Origin of the sequence: Streptomyces sp. NBC_01381, assembly GCF_026340305.1 — a bacterium.
In the GTDB taxonomy this organism is placed as follows: domain Bacteria; phylum Actinomycetota; class Actinomycetes; order Streptomycetales; family Streptomycetaceae; genus Streptomyces.
Genome location: NZ_JAPEPI010000002.1, coordinates 3,510,188 through 3,533,479 on the forward strand (window position 1 = coordinate 3,510,188; position 23,292 = coordinate 3,533,479).

Annotated in this window: 18 protein-coding genes and 5 pseudogenes; 16 read left to right on the top strand and 7 right to left on the bottom strand. The window is 71.6% G+C overall.

Annotated elements, in window-relative coordinates:
• The first annotated feature begins 73 nt into the window (after positions 1-73).
• The 4 genes and pseudogenes from OG453_RS37050 to OG453_RS37065 all read left to right on the top strand — a co-directional run.
• Positions 74-1,192, top strand: a complete 1,119-nt coding sequence (locus OG453_RS37050) for a Gfo/Idh/MocA family protein (RefSeq protein WP_266872925.1) — start codon at positions 74-76, stop codon at positions 1,190-1,192.
• A pseudogene (locus OG453_RS37055) lies at positions 1,189-2,112 on the top strand (PmoA family protein). The gene OG453_RS37050 and the pseudogene OG453_RS37055 overlap by 4 nt, the downstream one beginning before the upstream one ends.
• Positions 2,106-2,852 carry a cupin gene (locus tag OG453_RS37060; protein WP_266872926.1) on the top strand — a complete coding sequence of 249 codons (747 nt, stop codon included), beginning with the start codon at positions 2,106-2,108 and terminating at the stop codon, positions 2,850-2,852. Before OG453_RS37055 ends, OG453_RS37060 begins: the two are co-directional and overlap by 7 nt.
• 57 nt (positions 2,853-2,909) lie before the next feature.
• A pseudogene (locus tag OG453_RS37065) lies at positions 2,910-3,293 on the top strand (ABC transporter substrate-binding protein); the annotation flags it as partial.
• A 94-nt stretch (positions 3,294-3,387) separates the two neighbouring features.
• Here the strand turns inward: OG453_RS37065 and OG453_RS37070 are convergent.
• Entirely contained in the window at positions 3,388-4,170 is a 783-nt protein-coding gene (locus OG453_RS37070) for a phosphodiesterase (RefSeq protein WP_266872927.1), read from the bottom strand.
• Between the two features lie 32 nt (positions 4,171-4,202).
• Positions 4,203-5,093: an NAD(P)H-binding protein gene (locus OG453_RS37075; RefSeq protein WP_266872928.1), complete on the bottom strand. Its 891-nt coding sequence runs from the start codon at positions 5,091-5,093 to the stop codon at positions 4,203-4,205.
• A gap of 172 nt (positions 5,094-5,265) precedes the next feature.
• On the opposite strand from OG453_RS37075, the gene OG453_RS37080 reads away from it, so the two are divergent.
• Together OG453_RS37080 and OG453_RS37085 are read left to right on the top strand one after the other, a co-directional pair.
• Positions 5,266-6,099: a LysR family transcriptional regulator gene (locus OG453_RS37080; RefSeq protein WP_266872929.1), complete on the top strand. Its 834-nt coding sequence runs from the start codon at positions 5,266-5,268 to the stop codon at positions 6,097-6,099.
• A 67-nt stretch (positions 6,100-6,166) separates the two neighbouring features.
• On the top strand, positions 6,167-6,529 hold the full coding sequence (locus OG453_RS37085; protein WP_266872930.1) for a DUF952 domain-containing protein: 363 nt from the start codon (positions 6,167-6,169) through the stop codon (positions 6,527-6,529).
• Positions 6,530-6,555: 26 nt separating this feature from the next.
• On the opposite strand, the gene OG453_RS37090 is transcribed toward OG453_RS37085, so the two are convergent.
• A complete protein-coding gene (locus OG453_RS37090; RefSeq protein WP_266872931.1) occupies positions 6,556-7,434 on the bottom strand; it encodes an alpha/beta fold hydrolase in 879 nt (292 codons plus the stop codon).
• Positions 7,435-7,586: 152 nt separating this feature from the next.
• Between OG453_RS37090 and OG453_RS37095 the strand changes: the two are divergent.
• Positions 7,587-7,806: pseudogene (locus OG453_RS37095) on the top strand (AAA family ATPase); the annotation flags it as partial.
• A gap of 15 nt (positions 7,807-7,821) precedes the next feature.
• On the top strand, positions 7,822-9,825 hold the full coding sequence (locus tag OG453_RS37100; RefSeq protein WP_266873267.1) for a BTAD domain-containing putative transcriptional regulator: 2,004 nt from the start codon (positions 7,822-7,824) through the stop codon (positions 9,823-9,825).
• 24 nt (positions 9,826-9,849) lie between these two features.
• Here OG453_RS37100 and OG453_RS37105 read toward each other — a convergent pair whose 3' ends face one another.
• The gene (locus OG453_RS37105) at positions 9,850-11,043 is read right to left on the bottom strand and encodes an NAD(P)/FAD-dependent oxidoreductase (protein ID WP_266872932.1); all 1,194 of its coding nucleotides are present in this window, start codon (positions 11,041-11,043) and stop codon (positions 9,850-9,852) included.
• A gap of 240 nt (positions 11,044-11,283) precedes the next feature.
• Here OG453_RS37105 and OG453_RS37110 point away from each other — a divergent pair, with 240 nt between their 5' ends.
• From OG453_RS37110 to OG453_RS37145, 8 genes and pseudogenes are all read left to right on the top strand, one after another.
• Complete coding sequence (locus OG453_RS37110) at positions 11,284-12,216, top strand: DUF5829 family protein (RefSeq protein ID WP_266873268.1); 933 nt, start codon at positions 11,284-11,286, stop codon at positions 12,214-12,216.
• 41 nt (positions 12,217-12,257) lie between these two features.
• Positions 12,258-13,246 (top strand): annotated as a pseudogene (locus tag OG453_RS37115) (ArsR/SmtB family transcription factor).
• Positions 13,247-13,572: 326 nt separating this feature from the next.
• A pseudogene (locus tag OG453_RS37120) lies at positions 13,573-14,177 on the top strand (peptidoglycan-binding protein).
• Positions 14,178-14,223: 46 nt separating this feature from the next.
• Entirely contained in the window at positions 14,224-14,934 is a 711-nt protein-coding gene (locus OG453_RS37125; RefSeq protein WP_266872933.1) for a C39 family peptidase, read from the top strand.
• Positions 14,935-15,091: 157 nt separating this feature from the next.
• Positions 15,092-15,508, top strand: a complete 417-nt coding sequence (locus tag OG453_RS37130) for a GNAT family N-acetyltransferase (protein ID WP_266872934.1) — start codon at positions 15,092-15,094, stop codon at positions 15,506-15,508.
• 56 nt (positions 15,509-15,564) lie between these two features.
• Entirely contained in the window at positions 15,565-17,010 is a 1,446-nt protein-coding gene (gene argG / locus OG453_RS37135; protein ID WP_266872935.1) for an argininosuccinate synthase, read from the top strand.
• A 161-nt stretch (positions 17,011-17,171) separates the two neighbouring features.
• Positions 17,172-18,533, top strand: a complete 1,362-nt coding sequence (locus OG453_RS37140) for a S28 family serine protease (protein WP_266872936.1) — start codon at positions 17,172-17,174, stop codon at positions 18,531-18,533.
• 83 nt (positions 18,534-18,616) lie between these two features.
• Positions 18,617-19,534 (top strand): glycoside hydrolase family 16 protein, encoded by a 918-nt coding sequence (locus tag OG453_RS37145; RefSeq protein WP_266872937.1) that lies wholly within the window; start codon positions 18,617-18,619, stop codon positions 19,532-19,534.
• A gap of 77 nt (positions 19,535-19,611) precedes the next feature.
• On the opposite strand, the gene OG453_RS37150 is transcribed toward OG453_RS37145, so the two are convergent.
• The 3 genes from OG453_RS37150 to OG453_RS37160 are packed head-to-tail and all read right to left on the bottom strand — an operon-like array spanning position 19,612 to position 23,200.
• Complete coding sequence (locus OG453_RS37150; RefSeq protein WP_266872938.1) at positions 19,612-20,511, bottom strand: geranyl diphosphate 2-C-methyltransferase; 900 nt, start codon at positions 20,509-20,511, stop codon at positions 19,612-19,614.
• A gap of 20 nt (positions 20,512-20,531) precedes the next feature.
• On the bottom strand, positions 20,532-21,743 hold the full coding sequence (locus tag OG453_RS37155; protein WP_266872939.1) for a family 2 encapsulin nanocompartment cargo protein terpene cyclase: 1,212 nt from the start codon (positions 21,741-21,743) through the stop codon (positions 20,532-20,534).
• A gap of 44 nt (positions 21,744-21,787) precedes the next feature.
• The gene (locus tag OG453_RS37160; protein ID WP_266872940.1) at positions 21,788-23,200 is read right to left on the bottom strand and encodes a family 2B encapsulin nanocompartment shell protein; all 1,413 of its coding nucleotides are present in this window, start codon (positions 23,198-23,200) and stop codon (positions 21,788-21,790) included.
• Positions 23,201-23,292: the final 92 nt, after the last annotated feature.

The following is a 23,292-nucleotide window of genomic DNA, read 5'->3' on the forward strand; positions in this document are numbered from 1 at the left end:
CCATCGGAGCAAGCGCTTTCTGTCGCCGTCCACCGGCTGTCCACCGGCCGTCCACTGCCGTACGAGGAGCCCCATGTCCTCCACCCCCACTCGCCTGCGGGCCGCCGTCGTCGGCACCGGCGGCATCGTCACCGGCAGCCATCTGCCCGCCCTGCGGGCCCATTCCGACCGGATCGAGCTGAGAGCCGCGGTCGATGTCGACCCCGCCCGGCTCGACGCGTTCCGCACCCGGGCCCGTGAGTCGGGCATGGACGTCGAGGGGTACGCCGACCTCGCCGCGATGCTCGACGCCGTCCGCCCCGACCTGGTCCTCATCGGCACCCCGCCGTCGCTGCACCGGGCGCAGACCGTGGCCGCGCTGACGGTGGGCGCCTGGGTGCTGTGCGAGAAGCCGCTGTGCCTCTCGCTCGCCGAGTACGACGAGATCGCCGCCGCCGAGGAGGCATCGGGAACGTACGCATCCGTGGTCTTCCAGCACCGCTACGGCTCGGGCGCCGTCCACGCCCGCCAGTTGATCGCGGGCGGCGCGCTCGGCGCACCGCGGGTCGCGCACTGCCAGACCACCTGGCACCGCGACGGCGACTACTACGCGGTGCCGTGGCGCGGCCGCTGGGAGAGCGAGGGCGGCGGCCCGACCATGGGGCACGGCATCCACCAGTACGACCTGCTCCTTCATCTCCTCGGCGACTGGACCGAGATACGCGCCATGGCGGCCCGCCTGGTCCACGCCACCGAGAGCGAGGACGTCTCGACCGCCCTCGTGCGGTTCGAGAGCGGCGCGCTCGCCACCGTCGTCAACAGCGTCCTCTCGCCGGACGAGGTCAGCCGCATCCGCGTCGACTGCGCCGACGCGACGGTCGAACTCACCCATCTGTACGGGCACTCCAACGACGACTGGGTGTACACCCCGGCCCCGCACGTCGACGCCGCGCGGGCCACCGCCTGGCGCACCCCCGCCGCCGATGTGCCGAGCTCTCACGCCGCCCAGCTGGGCGTGCTTCTCGACGCGTACGAGAAGGGCGTACGGCCACCGGGCAGCGGACCGGACGCCCGGCGCACCCTCGAATTCGCCGCCGCGCTCTACAAGTCGGCGTTCACCGGACGGCCGGTGCACGCGGGCGAGATCGCCGCCGATGACCCCTACTACACGGCCATGCACGGCGGCCACCCCGACTGGAGCCCCCAGCGATGACGATTCAGGTCACCCACACCCACGGCGAGCGGATCACAGTCAGGGCACGCGGCGTCGAACTGCTCAGTTACGTCTACGCTCCCGACCCGGACGCCTTCGAGGCCCGCAAGCCCTACATCCACCCCCTGCGCACCCTCGCCGGGCACCAGGTCTCCGGGTACCGCCCGAACGACCACCGCTGGCACAAGGGCCTGCAGATGACCGCGAGCCATCTGTCGGGACAGAACTTCTGGGGCGGCAACTGCTATGTCCACGGCGAGGGTTATCTTCCGCTGCCGGACCGGGTCGGATCCATGCGGCACGACGGCTTCGCCGTCCTCGACGTCGAGGCGGACCGGCTGCGCCTTGCCGAGGACCTCACCTGGATCGAGAACGGCGGCAAGGAATGGGCCAGGGAGCGCCGCGGCATCACCGTCCACTCCGTCGACGAGGAAGCCGGTTAGTACGCGGTGGACTGGTCGATCCGGCTGACCAACACCCGAGGAGAACCACTGCACTTCGGCTCGCCGACCACGGCAGGTCGTGAGCTGGCCGGATACACGGGCCTGCAGTGGCGCGGACCGCGCGACTTCACCGGCGGCGCGGTCTTCGGCCCCGGCGACGAGAAGGACGCGGGCGAGCTGATGGGCACCCAGGGACCCTGGCTCGCCTTCACCGCCGAGCACGACGACGTCGACGCGCACTCCACGCTCGTCTTCGCGCATGCCCCCGAGAACCTTGACGCGACGAGCGCGATCCACGACTCGCACTGGTTCGTACGCTCCGAACCCATCCCCACCGTCGCGTTCTCCTGGGCATTCTTCGAGGAGTTCGAGCTGGCCCCCGGCGCGTCCTTCGACTACCGCTACCGCGTCGTGGTCGCGGACGGCGCCTGGGACCGCGACCACGTCTCAACGCACCTGAAGGGACTGACATGGTGAGCCTCCCGCACCCGCTGCCCGGAGCCGTCGGACTCTCGCACCTCACCGCCTACGACTGGGAGGCCGCCGACGGCGTCTGCGGCGGCAGCCCCCATCTGCACCTGGTGTGCACGGAGGCGTATGTCGTCACCGGCGGCCGCGGCGCCGTCCAGACGCTCAGCCCCGACGGCTACCGCGACGTCCCCCTGGAGGCGGGCTCGGTCGCCTGGTTCACGCCCGGCACCGTGCACCGCATGGTGCAGGGCGGGGAGCTGCGGATCACCGTGCTGATGCAGAACAGCGGCCTGCCCGAGGCCGGGGACGCGGTCTTCACCTTCCCGCCCGACGTGCTCGCCGACCCCGAGCGGTACGCCGCGGCGGCGCGGCTCCCCGCGAAGTCCGGCCCGGAGGCGGAGGCCGCCGCACGCAAACGCCGCGATCTGGCCGTCGAGGGATATCTGCCGCTGCGCGAGGCGCTCAGGGCCGGCGACAACGGCCCCTACCTGGAATTCCAGCAGGCGGCGGCCCGCCTGGTCCGGGACAAGGTCCCCACGTGGCGTGAGCTGTGGCGGGTGGGCGCGCTGGCCACGGCCGAGCGCACCGGCGCGCAGCTCGACGCGCTGGAGGCGGGCAGCCCCGGCTACCTCGCCGCATCGGGCTCGTACGACACCGCTCCTTCGCGGCGCGGCGGATACGGCATGTGCGGCCGCCGCGACGAGTACGAACTGCCGGGCATCACGCTCCCGTACCACGGCGAGTAACCGACCCCTCCCCAAGAAGCGCGCGTCAAGAAACCAGAGAGGAGAGGCGTCATCGGCATGCCCGGAAACAGGACGAAGTGGTCCTGCGCGACGGTCGCGGTGCTCACGCTCAGTGCACTGCTCACCGGCTACGGCGGCTCGGACGAATCGAGCGGCGGCGGCCGGACCGTGCTGCGCTACACGTGGTGGGGCACCCCTGACCGGGCGGCCCGCACCCAGGAAGCCGTCGCACTGTTCGAGAAGGAGCACCCCGGAGTCGAGGTGCAGACCTCCTTCGCCGGATACGAGGCGTACAAACAGAAGCTCGCAACGCAGGCGGCCGGCGGCGACGCCCCCGACGTGATGCAGCTCGACTACCGGCAGATCGACCAGTACGCGTCCGGCGGCGTCCTCCTCGACCTCGGCGAGCAGCGCAAGGCCCTGCGCACCGACGACGTCGACCCGGACGTACGGGAAGTGCCCCGAAGGGGCGCGAGGAACTGCGCGACCAGCCACGACGGACTCGCGGACGAATACCGCACTCCCCGCGGAGCGCCTAGTAACCGCCGATCGGCGCCGCGGCGTGGCTGACCGGCACGGTGTGGGTGATCCAGGAGGGGCCGACGAGGAGGTGGAGCAGGAAGGAGGTGGGTTCCGGGAGGTAGTTGGGGACGCCGTCGCGCAGCGCGAGGCCGCTCTGGAGGTGGGTGCTGGGGGCGATGGCCAGGGTGCTGCCCGCGAAGGGGGCGACGATGGGGCGGTGCACATGCCCCGCCAGAACGCGGGCGACATTCCCGTGCCGGGCGAGCACCCGACCGAGCTCCTCGCCGTCGTCGAGACGCATCCCGTCGAGGAACGGGATGCCGATCGCGATCGGCGGATGGTGCAGGCAGACGACGGCCGGAGTCGACGGCCGGCGGGCCAGGGCCCCGTCGAGCCAGTCCAGTTGCGCGGCTCCGAGACGCCCGCCTCCTGAGTGGGGCACCTTCGAGTTCAGGACGACGAGCGTGAACGCGGGGAAGTCCACGCTGTAGTGGGCCTGTTTGCCCTCACCGACGAAGCGCGTTCCGGCGAACTCGTCGAGCAGCGCATCGGGTTCGTCGTGATTGCCTGCCACCAGGTGCAGGGGGAGGGGAAACCGGCGGATCACTTCGTGGAGGGTCCGGTACTCCTCCGGACTGCCGTGATCCACCAGATCGCCGGTGATCACCACGCAGTCCGGGCGGGGGTCGAGCGCGAGGACCCGGCCGAGCGCCCGGTCGAGGCCCCTGGCGGGATCACCCGCCAGGGGGCCGGTCGTGAGATGCGGATCGCTGAGATGCGCGATGGCTGTCGTCATCCTCGAACGTTCCAACACCCTTGAGGGGAAGGTCAATCCGTGAATGCCGGCGCGAGTACGTCCTCGCACCACTGACGGAAGGTCGTGGGCGCGTTCTCGGGAGTGCTCGGCGCGGTTGCACCGTAGTAGCCCTGGTCGTTCAGGGAATCCGTCATGTCGGCAAGGCCCTGCGCCCAGGCCTCGCTCGCCCCGAAGCGCATCATCGTCGCCTTGTAGTCCGCGCCGGTGGTCTGCTGCGCGCGCACCGGACAGCCGATGACCTCGGCGACGACCTGCGCCATGGCCTCGGGGGAGAGGTCGTCGGGTCCGACCAGGGGGACGTCGGCCTGCCCGGTCCAGGAGGTGTCGAGCAGCAGCCGGACCGCCGTGGCGGCTATGTCGCGGGTGGCGCAGGTGCGCAGGACGCGGTCCGGAGCCAGCGCCAGGCGGAGCGTTCCCGTCGCGCGGACCGAATCGGCCTGGCCCAGCAGGTTCTCCATCAGGAACGGCGGGCACAGCGCCCGGTAGTGCGCCCCCATCGCGGAGATCGCCTCGTCCGCGGCGAGCGACGCCGAGATCTGCCCGGCGTTCTTCGCCACTCTGCGGCCCAGGGTCGAGACGCCGACGACCCGAGCGACACCCTGCTGCCCGGTCACCTCGCGCAGCGGCTCGGTGAAGTCGCGGAAGTGGCCCTCGACACTGGCGGCCCCAGGCGTCGGGGGCACCAGCCAGAACAGGCGGTCGGCGCCCGCGCACGCCTCCTTCAGGACGGCCGGGTCGGCATGCGATCCCCGTACGACGTCGACGCGCTCGCGCGCCCGCTCAGAGAGACGGGCGGGGTCGCGGGCGATCACCCGGATCGGCGGGGTGCCGTCGGGGGCGTCGAGGAGACGGTCGAGGACCTGGCGGCCGATCTGCCCGGTCGGGGTGGTGATGACGATCATGAACAACTCCCATAGGGGTAAGTCGAGTTGGCGATGGCAGGTGGTGTTTGAGGAGGCTTCGGCGGGTGCTTCGCCGGATGTCGTCGAGCCTGCTGCGTCGCGCGCCCGAACTGAAGGACCGATCAGCTCCCGCTTGTTACCCTCAGGGCAATACCGACCGGAGGGGGAGAGCGTGGAGTCCCGCCCGCTGAGCTACTTCGTCGCCGTCGCCGAGGAGCTCAACTTCGCCCGCGCCGCAGAGCGCCTCGGCATCTCCCCGCCGCCCCTGTCCCGCGCGATCCGCCGGCTTGAGGCGGACCTTGGCGTCACCCTCCTCGAGCGGACCACCCACAGCGTGACGCTGACCCCGGCCGGGACGGTGCTGCTCGCCGAGGCGAGGACCGCCCTCGACGCCCTGCGGGCCGCCGCCCGCCGGGCCCAGCGCGCGGCCTCCCCGGAGCCGAAGCTGGTCCTGGCCGTCAAGGCGGACGGGGACGCGGGACTCCTGGAGCCGATCCTGGCGCGGCACGCCGCCGATCCCGCGGCCGTGCCCGTCGCCGTCCGGCTGTGCGCCTGGCACGAACAGCCGCGGCTCCTGCGCCAGGGGGAAGCCGATGTGGCCCTGGTGCACGAGCCCTTCGACCGCACCGGCCTGGACAGCGAGGCGCTGGTCGCCGAACCGCGTGTCGTGGCACTCGCCGCCACGCACCCGCTCGCCGGCAAGGACCAGGTGGCGCTCGCCGATCTCGGCCTGCGCCCCGGCGATGTGCACCGCTTCATCGACGAGACCCGCGGCCGGGGCCACGACCTCGCCCAACTCCTCGCGCTCGTCGGCCTCGGCGACGTCACCCCCTTGTTCCCCGTCTCGGTGGCCGACCGCTACCCGCGCCCCGGTGTCGTCTACCGGCCGGTCACGGACGCACCGCCCGCGGTCCTCGCCGTCGCCTGGCCGCAGCAGTCCCGCTCGACGGACGTGGCGGCACTCGTCCGCGCCGCCACGTCCCTGGCGGAGGCGGGCCAAGGGTGAGTGCGGCAGCGCCGGCGGGCCTGCGCGGGACCCTCCCTTGTCATGACCGCTGCGGTATAACCGGCGCATGATCTACCACGCCGTGCCGCTCAGCGAGTGGAGCGCCAAGACCGACCGCCCGTACGCACCCGCCTCGCTCGCGGAGGAAGGGTTCGTCCACTGCTCCCCTGACGAGGAGACAACTCTGGCCGTCGTCAACGCCTTCTACCGGAGCGCGCCGCGGCCGCTGCTGGTGCTGTGTCTCGACGAGGACCGTCTCGCCGCCCGGGTGGAACACGAGGCGGCGGCCCCCGCCCCGCCGCCCGGTGTCGCCGAACGCACCCTGTTTCCCCATGTGTTCGGGCCCGTCAACCGTGACGCCGTCGAGCGGATCCTGGAGGTCGAGTGGGACGAGGAGGGCTTGGCCAGGGGATTGAAGCAGGCGAGCTGACACACGCGGCGAGACCCCGCCGACGGTCAGCGGGCAAGCAGGTCCCGCAAGGCCTTGGCGATGTCGGCGGGCGCCTCCTCCGCCATGAAGTGACCGCACGAGACGGTGGAGTGGCGCAGGTCGGCCGCCCACGCTCCCCACAGCGCCGCCGCCTCGAAGCCGAGTGCGGCGCCCCAGTCCTGCTGGAGGACCGTCACGGGCATGGTCAGCCGGTTGCCCGCCGCGCGGTCCGCCCGGTCGTGGTCGACGTCGATGCCCGCGGAAGCGCGGTAGTCCGCGACGATGGACGGCATGGCATCGCGGCAGGCCCGCAGATAGGCGGCGCGGATCTCGCCAGGGACGGCCTCGGGGTCATGGGCCCACACGTCGAGGAAGTGACCGAAGAACTCGTCCGCGCAGGCGGCGATCATCTTCTCGGGCAGTCCCGGCGGCTGGGCCATGAGGTACAGGTGAAAGCCGACGGCCGCGGTCGTGCCGTGCAGGGCCTCCCACATGTCGAGGGTGGGCAGTACGTCGAGGCAGGCCAGATGGGTGATCACGTCCGGATGGTCGAGCCCCGCACGGAAGGCCACCAGCGCTCCCCGGTCGTGCCCGGCCAGCGCGAAACGGTCGTGCCCGAGGCTCTTGGCCAGGGCGACGATGTCGCGTGCCATGGTCCGCTTGGAGTAGGTGTCGGGGCTCTCCGCCACGGGTTTGTCGCTGTCGCCGTAGCCGCGCAGGTCGGGGCAGACGACGGTGTGGTCGGCCGCGAGGTCGGCGGCGACATGGCGCCACATCAGGTGCGTCTGGGGGAAACCGTGCAGCAGGACGACCGGCGGGCCCGAGCCGCCGACGGCCGCGGTCAGGGTGACGCCGTCGGCCACCGGCACGCGGTGGCGGTCGAATCCGTCGATGGTGGGTTCCATGGCTGCGCTCATTTCGGTGCGGAGGGGTTTCGCAGGTCGGCGTCCCGGATTCGGCCGGCGGTCGTCGCCGGGCCCGCGTCTCGGTCACGCGATGCGTCAAGCCTGCGGGCCCCCGATGAGCAGCCGATGAACGCGCTGTACGTTGAAGCCGGCGGGCCGAGGCCGTGCGGGTCGTGTCGGATGCCGTGCGGCGCACCCGTGCCGGGATCGCCGACCCTGACCGGCCCACCGGATCGTTCCTCTTTCCTCGGGCCGACCGGCGTCGGTAGGACCGAGCCGGCCACGGCGCTCGCCGGCTTCCTCTGCGGCGTCGAGCGGGCCAGGGTCCGTATCGACATGAGCGGGTACGGCGAGAAGCACAGCGTGGGACGGAAGGGCGGGCGGGACGTGCACGTGGACTTCGGGGTGCTCGGCCCCGTCGCTGCCTGGGACGAGGACGGCGTGGCCGTCCCGCTCAAGGGGCCGAGGCACCGGGCGGTCCTCGCCCGGCTCATCGTGGCCCGCAGGCGCGTCGTCCCGGTCGCGCGCCTGGTGGAAGACCTGTGGGAGGAGCCCCCTGCGGACGCCGTCGGCACGATCAGGACGTTCGTCGCCGGTCTGCGCCGCGCGATCGAGCCGGACAGGCCGCCCCGGGCGCCGGCCCGCCTGCTCGTCACCGAGGGACCGGGATACGCGCTGCGGGCGGCCCCCGATGACATCGACGCCTGGCGGTTTGAGAAAGACGTCGAGTCCGCCGCCGAACTCCCGCCGGGGCGGCTCGTGGTCCGGCTCACCGACGCGCTCGCGACCTGGCGCGGTCCCGCCTACGCCGACTTCGCGGATGAGCCGTGGGCCCGCGCAGAGCGCTCCCGGCTCACCGAACTGCGCCTGCACGCCGTCGAGCGCCGCGCCGAGGGCAGGATCGCCCTTGGCGCGGCCGCCGAGGCGGTGCCGGACCTCGACGCCCATGTCGCCGACCACCCGTGGCGCGAAGACGCCTGGCATCTGCTCGCGACCGCCCTGTACCGGTCGGGACGCCAGGCCGACGCGCTGTCCGTGGTCCGCCGCGCACGGCGGATGCTCGGCGAACACCTCGGGGTGGACCCGGGCCCGCGGCTGCGCCGCCTCGAAGCGGACATGCTGCGCCAGGAGGACCATCTGGACCCGGGCCCCGGCGGAACGGCGGCCCAGGTCTGGGCCCAGGCGGCAGCGGCGTACGAGAACGCGGTGCCCTCGCGGGCCCGCGCCCGCCTGGAGTCCACGGCCGGTCTGATGCGCGACCTGGCGGTGACCGGAGGCGGCGGCTTGGAGGCCGCGCGGCGCCACCGGGTCGCGGCCGTGGCCGCCGCGGAGCAACTGGGCGACCCGGAACTGACGGCGCGCGTCATCGGCATCTACGACGTGCCCGCGATCTGGACGCGGTCGGACGACCCCGAACAGGCCGCATGGCTGGTGGGCGCCGCCGAACGCACCTTGCGGCTCCTTCCGGCCGGACGGCACGACGCGGTACGCGGACGGCTGCTAGCCACGGTCGCCGTCGAGTCCCGCGGCACGCTCCCCGGCGAGCAGAGCGCGTCGGGCACCCACTCGCGCGCCCTGCAGGCCGCACGGCAGTCGGAGCGGATCGCACGGGACCTGGGCGACGCGTCACTGCTTGCCTTCGCGTTGAACGGCGTATTCATGCAGACGTTCCAGCGGGCGGGCCTCGCCGCACGGCGCGATGCGATCGGCGCCGAGTTGGTGTCCCTGTCCGAACAGAACAACCTCGTGACCTACGAGGTGCTCGGCCACCTCATCCGGCTGCAGGCGCGCTCCGCGCTCGCCGACTTCGCCGGGGCCGACCGGCACGCGGAAGCGGCGGACCGGCTGTCCCAGCGGCACGAACTGCCCCTCGTCGCCGTCTTCACGACGTGGTACCGGGCGCTGCGCACGTCCCTGACAGCGCCCCTTCCGACGGCGGAGTCCGCGTACGAAGCGGCCGCCGCGACCCTGGAAGGCGCGGGGATGCCGGGGCTGCGGCACGGCCTGCCGCCGCTGGCCCGGCTGAGTCTCTACGTCCGCCACGACGCGACGTCCAGGATCGACGCCGCCGCGATGGACCGGGAGCTCGACTGGGGCCCCTACGAACCCTGGGTGCGCCCCCTCCTGCTCGTGTCCCGCGGCGACGACGCGGGCGCCCGTGCCGCGCTCCGGGACATCCCCGCACCGCCGCGCGACCTGCTGTTCGAGGCGCTCTGGTGCGTCGTGGCACGGGCCGCCGTCCTCGTGGGCGACCACGCGGTGATGCGCCGCGCCCATACGCAGCTGGAGCCGGCGTCCGCCGAACTGGCGGGCGCCGGCAGCGGATTGATCAGCTGCGGCCCGGTCTCCCGGCACCTGGACGAGCTGGCCTCGGCCCTCGCACGCGCATAGCGGCGACGTCACGGACCCGACGGTTCACCGGGCCGCGTCCAGCTCCGCGCGCAGCCCGTGGAACACCTTGGGCCGGTTCGCGCACACCACGCCGACGAGCCGGCCCCCGTCCCGGTACGCCCGCACCGCGAAGTCGAGACGTCCGGGTGCCGTGGGGTCCCCGTCGACCTCCAGGGTGTCGGCGTCCTGCGGCGCACCGGCGACCTGGAGGTTGTTGCCGTACTGCTGGGTCCAGAAACACGGCTTCGGTGCGTACGGATCGGGCGAGCCGAGCAGGCTGCGGGCGACCGCGGCGCCCTGTTCCTGGGCGTGGAACCAGTGCTCGAACCGGCACAGTTGCCCCTCAGGCCCGTAGGGTCCGCGGGCCACGTCCCCGGCCGCGTGGACGTCGGGCGCCGAGGTCCGGCCGTGGGCGTCGACGACGATGCCGTCGTCGACCTTCAGTCCCGCACGCTCGGCAAGCGCCGTCTCGGGGACCATGCCGACGGCGACGACGACCGTGTCCGCCGTCAGCGTGCCGCCCGCGTCGTCGGTGGCGACGACCCGCCCGTCCCGCCGCTCGAAGCGCTCGAGCCGCACGCCGGTGCGGATCTCCACGCCCTCGGACCGGTGCAGGCGGGCGACCGCATCGGCGACCGCACCGGGCAGCACGCGGCCGAGCGGCCGCGGCTCGGACTCGACGACCGTCACGTCACAGCCGAGCCCGCGGGCGGTGGCCGCGACCTCGAGACCGATGAGACCGGCCCCGACCACCAGCACCCTGCCGCCCGCGGACAGCGTGCCGCGCAGCGCGTCGGCCTCGGCGAGGCTGCGCAGTTGGTGGACGCCGGGCAGGCCGTCGGTTCCCGGAAGGCCGCGGGGGCGGCCGCCTGTGGCGAGCAGCAGCCGCTCGTAGGGGAGGACCGTTCCGTCGGCGAGGAGCACGGTCCGCCCGGCCACGCCCACCTCGGTGACCGCCGTGCCGGTGCGCACGTCGACGCGCTGCTCCGCCCAGCTGTCCGCGGGACGCAGCAGCGTACGGGCGGGCGGCAGCGCCCCGGAGAGGACCTCCTTGGACAACGGCGGTCTGCGGTAGGGGAGTTCGGGTTCGTCGCCGACCAGGGTGAGCTCGCCCGCGTACCCTTCGGCGCGCAGCGTGAGCGCGGCGGTGGCTCCCGTGATGCCCGCGCCGACGATGACGACAGGGCCGGTCAGCGGGGCAGGGGCGGTGGTGGCCACGGGCTCTCCAAGGGGTCGAAGTCGATCTGTGCTTGATCGCATGATGGGCAACGGTAACCGCCCGCGCGGGCCGCTCCCGAGGCCCGCCACTGGGGCAAGGTGACCGGCAGACGTCAGTTTTTGCGACGCCTCTTTCGAATCGACGGCGACCGGGACCGCGTCCGCCCTACGATCGCCCGCATGCCCCTTCAGCGCACGCCCGTTCAGCGCACGCCCCTCCAGCGCATGCTCCTTCACCGCATGCTGCGGACCGTCATGGTCCTCGCCGTGGCCGTCGCCGCCGCCCTCGTCGGGACGGTCGGGGTCGGCACGACCACGGCGCGGGCCGAGGAAGGAAAGCCGTCCCAGGGGCGGCAGTTGCTCTTCTTCAATCACGCCTACGGAGTGCTCGACCGGGAGACCGCGGATGCCATCGAGCACTCCGCCTATCTGCGGGAGTTCGCCGACTTCCAGGTCCGCACCACCACCGGCTCCGACGGACAGACCTGGACCGGGCGCTATCTGATGGGCCGCGAGACCTACTTCGAACTGTTCGGCGTCGGTGATCTGCCGGGCCAGGACGGCGCCTTCGGTTCCGCGGGGATGGGCGTATCGACCGAGCGGGCGGGTGACGGGGCGAAGGTCATCGAGCGGCTGCGGGACCTTGGGGTGACCGAGCCGGTCGAGTTCCAGCAGACGCGCGACTTCGGCGACGGCGCCCCGGTGCCGTGGTACGACGCCGTGCTCACCACGGACCGGTACGACTCCTTCGGCGCCTGGGCGATGGAGTACCGGCCGGAGTACTTCGCTGACCCGCGCAGCAAGACCGAACCGCCCAACTACCCCGGTGACGTGGGCCGCGAGCGCTATCTGCCCGACGACTACCGCGACCACGCGATGCGCGACGTCACCTCGGTCCGCCTCGCCGCATCCGCACGCGACGTGGACAACACGGTGCCGCTGCTGCGCGCCGGCGGGTTCGCCGTCCGAGAGGTGGGCGACGGCGCCGTCGCGACGCGGGGCGGCGTCACGGTCCGGCTCGACGCCGCGCCGCGCGACCAAGCGGGCCTGCGGCAGGTCACGTTCGCGCTCAACGGGCCCGTGGGGTACCGACACGAGGAGCGGATCGGCCGGTCGACCCTCGTCGTGGGCCCGGGGATCGGCGCCGTGTGGAATTTCGACGCGCCGAAGTAGCCGCGCGGGAGCGGGTACGGGTGCAGGGGGGAGGGGCGGGCATGCTGCGGGTGTACTTCACCACCGAGGACCTTGCGCGGGTGCGGGTAGCCTCGGGGCCCGACTACCTCTGGGAGATCAGCAACAGCGTACAAACCCTCCAACGACGTGATGGATCACGGGTGTTCGGTGCATGGCGGCGCTGGGCGGGGCCGCGTCTCTCGGACAGCTGCCGGCTTCTCCCGCCCCTGCTGCCGCCGTACGGCAACTCGCCGGACTTCCTCACCCCCACCCACGGCGACTGCGCCACCCTCCAGGCGGCCGTCGACACCCTGGTGCGCACACCCCGGCCGCGACTGCGCACCGACCTGACGCGGGTGGCCGCGTCGCGTCGACTCCCGGGCTGGACGGAGTCGTTGGCCGGGGGAGACGGCGAGGCCCTGCGGAGGCTGGGGGAGGCCCTCCACACGTACCACCTGGAGGCGCTCGCGCCCTTCTGGCCGCGCATCCACGCCCATATCGACGCCGACCGCATCGTGCGTCTGCACAGTCTCCTCGACGGCGGCACCGACGGCCTGCTCGCCGGTCTCGGCCCCCAACTCCGCTGGAATCCACCGGTGTTGGAGGTGGACTACCCCGTGGACCATGAGCTGCGCCTGGACGGCCGTGGTCTCACCCTCCAGCCCTCGTTCTTCTGCTGGCCCACGCCCGTCACGCTCGCCGACGGCGAACTGCCGCCGTCCTGGTGTACCCCATCGACCACGCGATGGACTGGACCCGCCCCGCGCGACCCGACCGCAGGGACGACGACGCTCTGGGCGCGCTCATCGGGCACACCCGAGCCGCCGTACTCAAAGCGGTCCGCACCGGCTCTTCCACGGTCGAGCTCGCCCGCCTCCTGGCAGTCACCCACCCCGCCATCAGCCAGCACATGAAGGTGCTGCGCGGGGCGGGCCTCGTGACCACGGTGCGCAGGGCCGGACGGTCGTTCCACGTCGCGACCGCGGAAGGACGTGCGCTGCTGCGCAGTTGTGAGCGCGGCGGGTCGTAAGCCTCAGCTTTCATTCCTTGTGGATGGCGTGAGCATGCCAGGACGCTTGCCGGGTTGTTGCACACGCGTCCCCCACCGCGTGATGTCCCGACAGAGCGCCCTGCGCGGCGTGTTGCCGCACCGCCGAGGCGGCGCGGGCCGCGCGGGTGCCCGCGCACGGGCGGGGGACGCATCGACGATCCGATGAAGGAGTGGCGATGCGTACTCCCCGCACCCGCACCCGCACCCGCACCTGTACCCGCACCCGCACCCGCCCGCTCACCCTCACCCGAACCGCGGTCGCGGCCGCCTCACTCGGTCTCGCCCTCGCCGGCACCCTGTCCGCCCTGCCCGGCCGGGCCCAGGCCGCCGTGCCCCACGCGGCAGCGGCGGAATCCTCCGGGCACGGCCTGAAGTCGTTCCAGGAGCGGCACGGGCTGCCCCGCACCGTGTGGTCGACGGCGCGACCGCCAGAGCCCTGCACCGCGCATCCGATGCCGAACTGCTGCGGACCTTCCGGACCGCGGCCGACCTCGGCCCGGAGGAACTCGCCAACGCACGCACCGTCATCGGTGTCGGCAAGGGCGCCGGAATCCCCGAACAGGGCCAGGTCATCGCGCTGATGACCGCGATGCAGGAGTCGAAGTTCGTCAACTACCTCACGCCGGTGGACCACGACTCCCTGGGGATCTTCCAGCAGCGTCCCAGCACCGGCTGGGGCACTCCCGAGCAGATCACCGACGTACCCACCTCGTCCAAGTCCTTCTACGGAGTGGCGCTCTTCGGCAGCAATCCGGGACTGATCCAGATCGACGGCTGGCAGACGATGCCGCCCGGCGACGTCTGCCAGGCCGTCCAGGTCTCGGCCTTCCCCGACCGCTATGCGCAGTGGGAGCAGTTCGCCCGCGACCTGCTTGCCCAAGAAGGCCCATCGGTCCCGCCGATCCCGTGACCGGCGGACGTCGGTCCCTCCACCACCCCTCACCCCAGGAGCCCGTATGCGCAAGAGACTTGTCGCCTCGGCGATCGCCGTTGCCGCGATCGGAGCCCTCGTCAGCCCCGCCGCGGCGTACGCGGAACCCGCACACCCCAACGCCGTGTCGGTGCTCCAGCACGGCTCGAAGGCCGGGACCGCGGTCGTCAGCGGACGCAACGAGCCGGGCACCCGCCTGAGCGTCGGCGGCGTCGACACCGCGAGCGCGCACACCCTCCCGGTCGACTACCAGGTCCAGGAGACCGGCTACTGGTGCGGCCCCGCCGCCACCCGCATCGCGCTCTCCGCGCGCGTCGCCCCGCCGAGCCAGGGCGACCTTGCCGCGCAGCTCGGCACCACCGAGGCCGGCACCGATCACATCAGCCAGGTGACGGGCGTGCTCAACGCCAACCTCGGCACCGGCTGGTACGAGACCAAGGAGATGCCGAACGACCCACCCACGCAGGCTCAGAAGGACCTGCTGTGGAACGACATCGTGCTGGACATCGACAACAACTACCCGCTGGTGGCCAACATCGTCGCCCCGCCCGGCAACCAGCCGCCCGGCTATCCCCCGGACCAGACGATCTACCACTACTTCACGGTCATCGGCTACGACGACGCGAACCGCACCGTCCTCATCGCCGACCCCGCCTCCTTCGGCGGCAACCAGATCTACTGGCTCTCCTTCGATCAGCTCGCCACCTTGATCCCGCCGAAGGGTTACGCCGCCTGACCGTCGGGCCGCCCGGTGCTCCCCCCCTCGGCACTGGGCGGTCCGACATGCGCGGGGCGGCGGCCAGCAGGTTTTACGCGGCTGTAGAAGGGTGGCTAGGGTGCGGGCAATGTTCTGCGACAGCGTTGTCTGCGGGAGGCATCTTGAGTGACATGCCGTGCTCTACGAGACGTCACGCGAGAACCGCGAGCACCGCGAGAACCGCGAGAACCGCGTGAGCCGCCCGGCCAGGGAGGTCGCCGCCCGCTTCGAGCGCGTCGCGGAGACGCTGCCCGCGGGCCGCAGGGCCGTCACCATGGTGGACATCGCCGACCGGTCGGTGGGCCGCCTCGACTACCAGATCTGCCATCCGTGCAGGCTCGGCTACATCGGCAACATCGCCGTCGCCACCCACTGGCAGGGCCAGGGCCTGGGCCGCCAGGCCTTGCACACGGCCCTGGCCGGCTGCGCGGACTACTCCTGGTCCACCTCACGGCAGTCGTCCGAGGGGCGGCGCTTCTTCGCCGCCATAGAGGACGAGACGGAGACCGCCTTCCCGCCCAGTGGGGTGCGGTGCCCGCACATGGCGCCCTGAAGCAGCTCCAAGACGGCCGCTTTGCATGACCATACGCGATGATGCATACTCTTCCTATGTCTAAGGTCCTCACCTCCCTTCCCGCCGGCGAGCGCGTCGGCATCGCCTTCTCGGGCGGCCTCGACACCTCGGTCGCGGTCGCGTGGATGCGCGACAAGGGCGCCGTCCCGTGCACCTACACCGCCGACATCGGCCAGTACGACGAGCCCGACATCGCCTCGGTGCCCGGCCGCGCGAAGGCCTACGGTGCCGAGATCGCGCGCCTGGTCGACTGCCGTGCGGCGCTGGTCGAGGAGGGCCTTGCCGCGCTCACCTGCGGGGCGTTCCACATCCGCTCGGGCGGGCGTGCCTACTTCAACACCACGCCGCTCGGCCGTGCCGTCACCGGCACCCTGCTGGTCCGGGCGATGCTCGAGGACAACGTCCAGATCTGGGGCGACGGTTCGACCTTCAAGGGCAACGACATCGAGCGGTTCTACCGCTATGGCCTGCTCGCCAACCCGCACCTGCGGATCTACAAGCCCTGGCTCGACGCGGACTTCGTGACCGAGCTCGGCGGCCGCAAGGAAATGTCGGAGTGGCTCGTCGCGCACGACCTGCCCTACCGCGACAGCACGGAGAAGGCGTACTCCACCGACGCCAACATCTGGGGCGCCACCCACGAGGCGAAGATCCTCGAGCACCTCAACACGGGTGTCGAGACCGTCGAGCCGATCATGGGCGTGAAGTTCTGGGACCCGTCGGTCGAGATCGCCACCGAGGACGTGACCATCGGCTTCGACCAGGGCCGCCCGGTGACGATCAACGGCAAGGAGTTCGCCTCCGCCGTCGACCTGGTGATGGAGGCCAACGCCATCGGCGGCCGCCACGGCATGGGCATGTCGGACCAGATCGAGAACCGGATCATCGAGGCCAAGAGCCGCGGCATCTACGAGGCACCCGGCATGGCCCTGCTGCACGCCGCGTACGAGCGTCTGGTCAACGCGATCCACAACGAGGACACCCTCGCCCAGTACCACAACGAGGGCCGGCGCCTGGGCCGTCTCATGTACGAGGGCCGCTGGCTCGACCCGCAGGCGCTGATGGTCCGCGAGTCGATCCAGCGCTGGGTCGGCACGGCCGTCACCGGCGAGGTCACGCTGCGGCTGCGGCGCGGCGAGGACTACTCGATCCTCGACACCACGGGCCCGGCGTTCAGCTACCACCCGGACAAGCTGTCCATGGAGCGCACCGAGGACTCGGCGTTCGGCCCGGTGGACCGGATCGGCCAGCTCACCATGCGCAACCTCGACATCGCCGACTCGCGCGCCAAGCTGGAGCAGTACGCGGGCCTCGGCCTGATCGGCACCGGCAGCCCCGCCATCGGTGCCGCGCAGGCGGCCGCGACCGGCCTGATCGGCACCATGCCGGAGGGCGGCGCCGAGGCCATCGCCTCCCGCGGCGAGGTCTCCGAGGACGACGCGATGCTGGACCGCGCCGCGATGGAGTCCGGCACGGACTGACCGGCTGCGTCGAGCGGAAGCAGTGGAAGGGCCGACCCGGCGCCGGGTCGGCCCTTTCTGATCCCCGGGCCGCGCCGCCCGCAGTCACCCCCCCCGCACGGGGGAGGCCGCTCACCCGGCCAGGGGGCCCGCGGGCCCACCCCGACGGCTTGACTTGCCGCATGGGAAAAGTTCACCGCACCCGCCTCCGCATGGCCCTCGTCGTCCTCGGCCTGCTGACCCTCCCGCTGACCGCAGGCCCGTTACCGGGAGCCGTGGCCCCGGCAGCGGCGGCCACCGGCGCCGAGCGGCCGCCGGAGCGAGACATCCGCGCGCGCATCGAGGCCATCCCCGGCATGCGGGTCACGGCCGAGCGGGCCGCCCCGCAAGGGAAGCGCTGGTTCGACCTTGCCTACCGGCAGCCCGTGGATCACCGGCACCCCGAGCGCGGCACGTTCGAGCAGCGGCTGAGACTGCTGCACAAGTCGACCGACCGGCCGACGGTCCTCTACACGTCCGGCTACGGCCTCGTCTCGAACCCCGACTTCCGCTCCGAGCCCACCCAGCTCGTCGACGGCAATGAAATCGTCACCGAGCAGCGGTACTTCGACAAGTCCGTGCCGAAGCCCGTCGACTGGTCGAAGCTGGACATCCGGCAGGCCGCCGACGACCACCACCGCCTGATCCAGGCGCTCAAGCCGCTCTACGACGGCCGGTGGATATCGACGGGCGGCAGCAAGGGCGGCATGACCTCGGTCTACCACCGGCGCTTCCACCCCCGGGACGTGGACGGCACGGTCGTCTACGCGGCCCCCAACAACGTGAACGACCGCGACGACAGCGCGTACGACACGTTCATCGAACGCGTGGGGACACCGGCCTGCCGCGCCAGGCTGAAGGCCGTACAGCGCGAGGCGTTGGTGCGGCGTGCCGAGATGGTGGCCCGGTACACGACGTGGGCGGCCGAGAAGGGGCACACGTTCGGGATCATCGGCAGCGCCGACAAGGCGTATGAACTCGCCGTGCTGCGGGCCGTACCGATGTACTGGCAGTACGGCGACGCCCAGTGCACCGACGTCCCGAAGCCCACGGCCTCGACGGAGGAGTTGTACACCTGGCTCGACCGGACCACTGGCCTCGCGAACTTCACGGACACCACGCTCAAGCCGCTGACGCCGTACTTCTACCAACTGGGCACCCAGCTCGGCTATCCGCAGTACAGCACCCCCCACCTGACCGGTCTGCTCCGCCACCCCGGCGTTCAGGACGTACGCACCTACGTGCCCCGCGACATCCCGCTCCGCTTCCAGCCGCACGCCATGGCCGACATCGACCGCTGGGTACGGCACGACGGGAGCCAACTCCTCTTCGTCTACGGCGAGAACGACGTGGCGACCGCCGAGCGCTTCCGGCTCGGGCGGGGCAGCCGCGACGCACACCTCTACGTCGCCCCGGACACCAACCACCGGGCACGCATCGAGTCGCTTCCCGACAAGGACTCCGCCGCCGCCAAGGCCACACTGCGGCGCTGGGCCGGCCAGTGAGGAGTTCTTCCACGGCGACGCACGGGTATGGCGGGACGTCGCGCGCTCCGCGAGGATGACCCCTTCCCAGGAAGGGCATCGCGATGGGATCACACAAGGCGGCGAGACGAGGAAGGCCGGTCGTGCTCGCGGCGATCGGCACCGCCCTGCTCGCCGCCCTGCTGTCCATCCCGAGCGCCGGGGGAGCGCCACGGTCGGACGACGCCTGCGCCGCCACCTCCGGCACCTCCGGCACAGAGCTGCCCAGTGGTGACTGCGGGCCGTTCTGGCAGGTCCTCGCCGAGGACTTCAACGCCGACCGGGTGCCGCTCGGCGCGTTCCGCGACTGCGACCACCACGCCGACACCTCCGCGGCGTACTGCGGCGGCCTCAAGGGCGACTACCGCGACAACTGGTGGGCGTACCCGACCGGTTGGCGTGACACGGCGAACGACCGCGGCCGCGACGTCGTCGGTGTCTACCACCCCGAGGACACCGTGAGCGTGGGCCCTGCGGAGAACGGCGACGGCCGCATGCGCATCCGGATGTGGCGGCCCGCCGACGGCGGCCCCGTCCATGCCGCGGCGGTCGTACCGCGTGCCGTCATGCAGATGAAGTACGGCAAGTACAGCGCCCGCATCAAGGTCACCGACCCGGCCCCCGGATACAAGTCGGCCTGGCTGCACTACGGCGGCGGCTGCGAGATGGACCACCCCGAGGGCAACTGGACCGGCTCCCTCACCGCCTTCCACCATCCCTGCGGCGGCGGCGAACAGGGCTCGTTCCGCGGCGCCGACGACTGGACCGAGTGGCACACGGTGTCGACCGAGTGGACCCCCGGACACGTCCGCTTCTTCGTCGACGGACGCGAGACGGGACACGACACCAGGGGCGTGCCGGACGACCCGCTGTCCTGGGTCCTGCAGAACGAGAGCGCGCTTGAAGGACCCGGAGCGGCGCCCGGCAGCAGCGCGCAGCTGGAGATCACCTGGGTCGCCGCGTACGCGTACGGCTGGAAGTGATGGCGGGAGGGCCCGTTCCGTCGGGAACGGAACGGGCCCTCTCAGCCGAGGTCAGAAGCCGAGGTCAGAAGCCGACGTCAGACACGGTCGGCCGCGATGAGCAGGTACTGGAAGGACCCGTCCTTGTACGAGTTGATGAACGCCTCCTCGATTCCCGTGACCAGAGAGGACGTGGCCCGCAGCTCCCAGTACGGCAGGGTGTCGGGGGTGAGATCGACGACGGCCTGCGGGACGAGGCGGTTGTCGGCCATGGCCCGCAGATACTCGCGGCGCGAGTGGATGTTGCACTCGAAGTGCGCGTTGATCTGGGAGACCCATTTGGAGGGCTGGCCGTACCGCGGGTTCCAGCAGCCGGTGATGGTCACATAGCGGCCGCCCACCTTGAGGACGCGGGAGTGTTCGGCGAAGAGGTCCTGCAGGTCGACGTACATGGTCGACTCGTTGTTCCACGAGGCCGCGGCCTGCCCGGTCTCGAAGGGTGTGGAGAGCATGTTGCAGACGCGGGCGCGGACGTGGTCCTGGATGCGGAGCTCGCGCGCACGCCTGTTGGCGAAGTCGGCCTGCTTGGCCGACAGCGTGACCCCTTCGACCTTGCAGCCGAAGCGCTGGTGCGCCATCACCATCGAGCCGCCGCGGCCGCAGCCGGCGTCCACCAGGGTGTCGTCACTCCCGATGTCGCCGAGGTGCCCCAGGAGGAACTCGGCCTGCGCCGACTCCAGTCGGTGCAGCTCGGCGATCAGCTTCTTCTCGCTCTCGCTGTCCTCGGCGTCACCGAGCGCGGCGTGGTCGACGCCGCCGATGCCGTAGTGGTGGTGGTACAGACCGTCGACATCGCCGAGACGCAGGTTCACGGGCCTGGCCTCCCCGTCCCAGTAGCGGGCGATGTCCCCCTGGTAGGGCGTCGCCGGGCCGGGGATGCGCAGGGGGGTGCCGGTGGAGGTGGCGGTGAGTTCGGTGCTGGTCACAGATGAATCCATTTCTCTTACCGGAACTTCTCTTACCAGAAGTCGGGCAGGCTGTAGCGGTAGGTGTTGGTCTGGTGCCAGTAGTGGTTGCCGTCGACCCAGGCGGCCACGCCGCGCAGGAAGCGCTGCACACTCGGGACGGGGCAGGCGGCGGCCAGAGCCGCGGCTTCGGCCTCGAAGTCGTGCATGAGGTCGTTGTGGACCTCGACCGCCTTCAGATAGGCGTCCTGGTCGGAGAGGCCCTCCCGCTCGGCGATCACGACCGGCAGGTTCAAGTGCACGCCAGGAGCGTCGAGTTCCTTGGTGTACGAGTACAGGTCGTTGACGATGGTCGTCGCGTTCCCCGCGAGGGCGATGACCTTCTGCATGGCGGGCTGTGCGTGCAGGTCCGCCGGCAGTTCGTAGCCGCCGACGGTGTCGGTGATGGTGGGGCAGGGGCGGAAGTTGTTGAACTGGCGCATCGCCAGGTACTCCCACACTTCGGGTACGTGTTCCAGCTGGGCCCAGGCGGCTTCGGCGAGGTAGCCCAGGTGCAGCCGTGCCATGTCGTGCCGGAACCGGTCGGCCTGCGTGGCGCTGCCCGCCTGGACGAAGTACTCCATGGCGGAGCTGTAAGCGCGCCGGGGCGCGTCCGCGTGCAGGGACTTCGCCCACTGCGGCTGGTACTCCTGCGTCGTGTACAGGGGATCCAGGGCGGTGTGCGCGAGCAGAAGGCGTTCGCCGAGGCCGACGGGCGAGCCCCCGTGGTCCTCGCAGTAGCAGTCGTCCACCGCGTTCTCGGCCACCATCAGGCGGGTGGCGATCATCAGGTGGTCGACGGTGGGCGCGTCCGGATGGCAGGCGACCATGTAACGCCCCACGGAGAACCCGTCGAACTGTTCCTCCCAGTCATCGGGATAGAGGGAAACCTCGTCAAGGGCCCAGGACTTGATCCTGCGGCTGACCTCATCGACCCGCACCGGGTCGGGCTCGGGCACCGCGTGGAAGTAGAGCCCCGGGATCGGCGTGCCTTCCGCCGGAGCCACCGGTTCCGAAGCCGTCGGCGGTTCCGGAGGTGTCGGCGGCTCCTCCCGCAGCATCAGCCGCAGGCCCGCCGTGCCCAGGCCGCTGGGGCCGCGCAGGATCCGCTCCAGGCCGGCGCTCGGGGCAGGCGCCGCGGCTGCAGGGGCATCGAGGGGAGGCGGGCCGCCGATGGCGGCCTTGATGTCGCGGGCGCGGGCCGCGGCATCGGCGAGTACGTGCATCCATGGCTCCTTCGGGGGGTGGGCGGCCTCGCGGGCCGGGGCCGCTACCTGGGCCAGCGGGCGATCTGTACGTTCTCCATCACGCCGACCGCGTCCGGCACGAGGATGGCGGCGGAGTAGTAGGTGCTGACGAGGTAGGACGTGATGGCTTTCTCGTCGACGCCCATGAAGCGGACCGACAGGCCCGGTTCGTACTCGTCCGGCAGACCGGTCTGATGCAGTCCGATGACGCCCTGGTTCTCCTCGCCGGTACGCATGCAGAGGATCGAGCTGGTCTTCTCCTTGGTGATCGGGATCTTGTTGCAGGGGAGGATCGGGACCCCGCGCCAGGCCGGGACCTGCTGGCCGCCGAGGTCGACGTGGTCCGGATAGAGGCCGCGCGCGTTGAACTCACGTCCGATCGCGGCGATCGTCTTGGGGTGTGCGAGGAAGAACTTCGACCCGCGACGGCGGCAGAGCAGCTCGTCCATGTCGTCCGGCGTCGGCGGACCCGAGTGCGTCTGGATGCGCTGCTTGAAGGCGGCGTTGTGGAGAAGCCCGAACTCCCGGTTGTTGATGAGCTCGTGCTCCTGGCGCTCGCGCAACGCCTCGACGGTGAGCCTGAGTTGCTCCTCGGTCTGGTTCATCGGCCCGTTGTAGAGGTCGGCGACCCTCGTGTGGATCCGCAGAATGGTCTGGGCGACCGAGAGTTCGTACTCGCGCGGTTTCAGTTCGTAGTCGGCGAACGCGCCGGGCAGTTCATGCTCGCCGGTGTGGCCGGCCGACATCGCGATCTCCGCCTCGCCGCGATGGTTCTGCCGTTGGCGGGAGAGCGCCGCGAACTCCGCGAGGTGCTCCCGGAGGGTCGGCGCCTGGGCCAGGACGGCCGCGAAGTCGGCGCGTGACAGGGTCAGCAGGGTGCCCGAGGTCTCGGCGGTGGCGGTCTGCTCCCACCGGGCGTCCTCGTCGAGCAGGGCGTTCTCCCCGAACCGGTCGCCGTCGGCGAGTACGTCCAGGGCGACCTCGTCGTCGTAACTGCCCACGGTGGTCTGGTTGATGCGGCCGTGGGCGATCAGGTGCAGCTGGTCCGCGGGCGTCCCGCGCTCGACGAGGGTCTCACCGACCCGGAAGTCGCGCTGGACGCACCGATCGGCGATGGCGGTCAGCACCTCATCGTCGTCGAAGCCGCGCAGCAGGGCCAGTTCACCCAGTTCACGGGGGATCACCCGGACGTCCGAGCCGTCCTGCACGAACTCCACGGTCCCGTCGCCGACCGTGTAGGTCAGCCGACGGTTCACCCGGTAGGCGCCGCCCTTGGTCTCCACCCAGGGGAGCATCCGCAGCAGCCAGCGGGAGGTGATCTCCTGCATCTGCGGGGCGGACTTGGTCGTGGTGGCGAGGTTGCGGGCAGCCGCAGTACCCAGGCTGGACTGCCGCGGCAGCTCCACTTGCGCTTCCGGGCTCGAGTCAACAGTCATCGGGCGAGCTCTCCTTGGTCAGGGCGGTGGCGCCCGTATGCGGACGTCACCGGGCAAGAGGAGTGAAAAGGGGGTATACGAACGGGAATCCG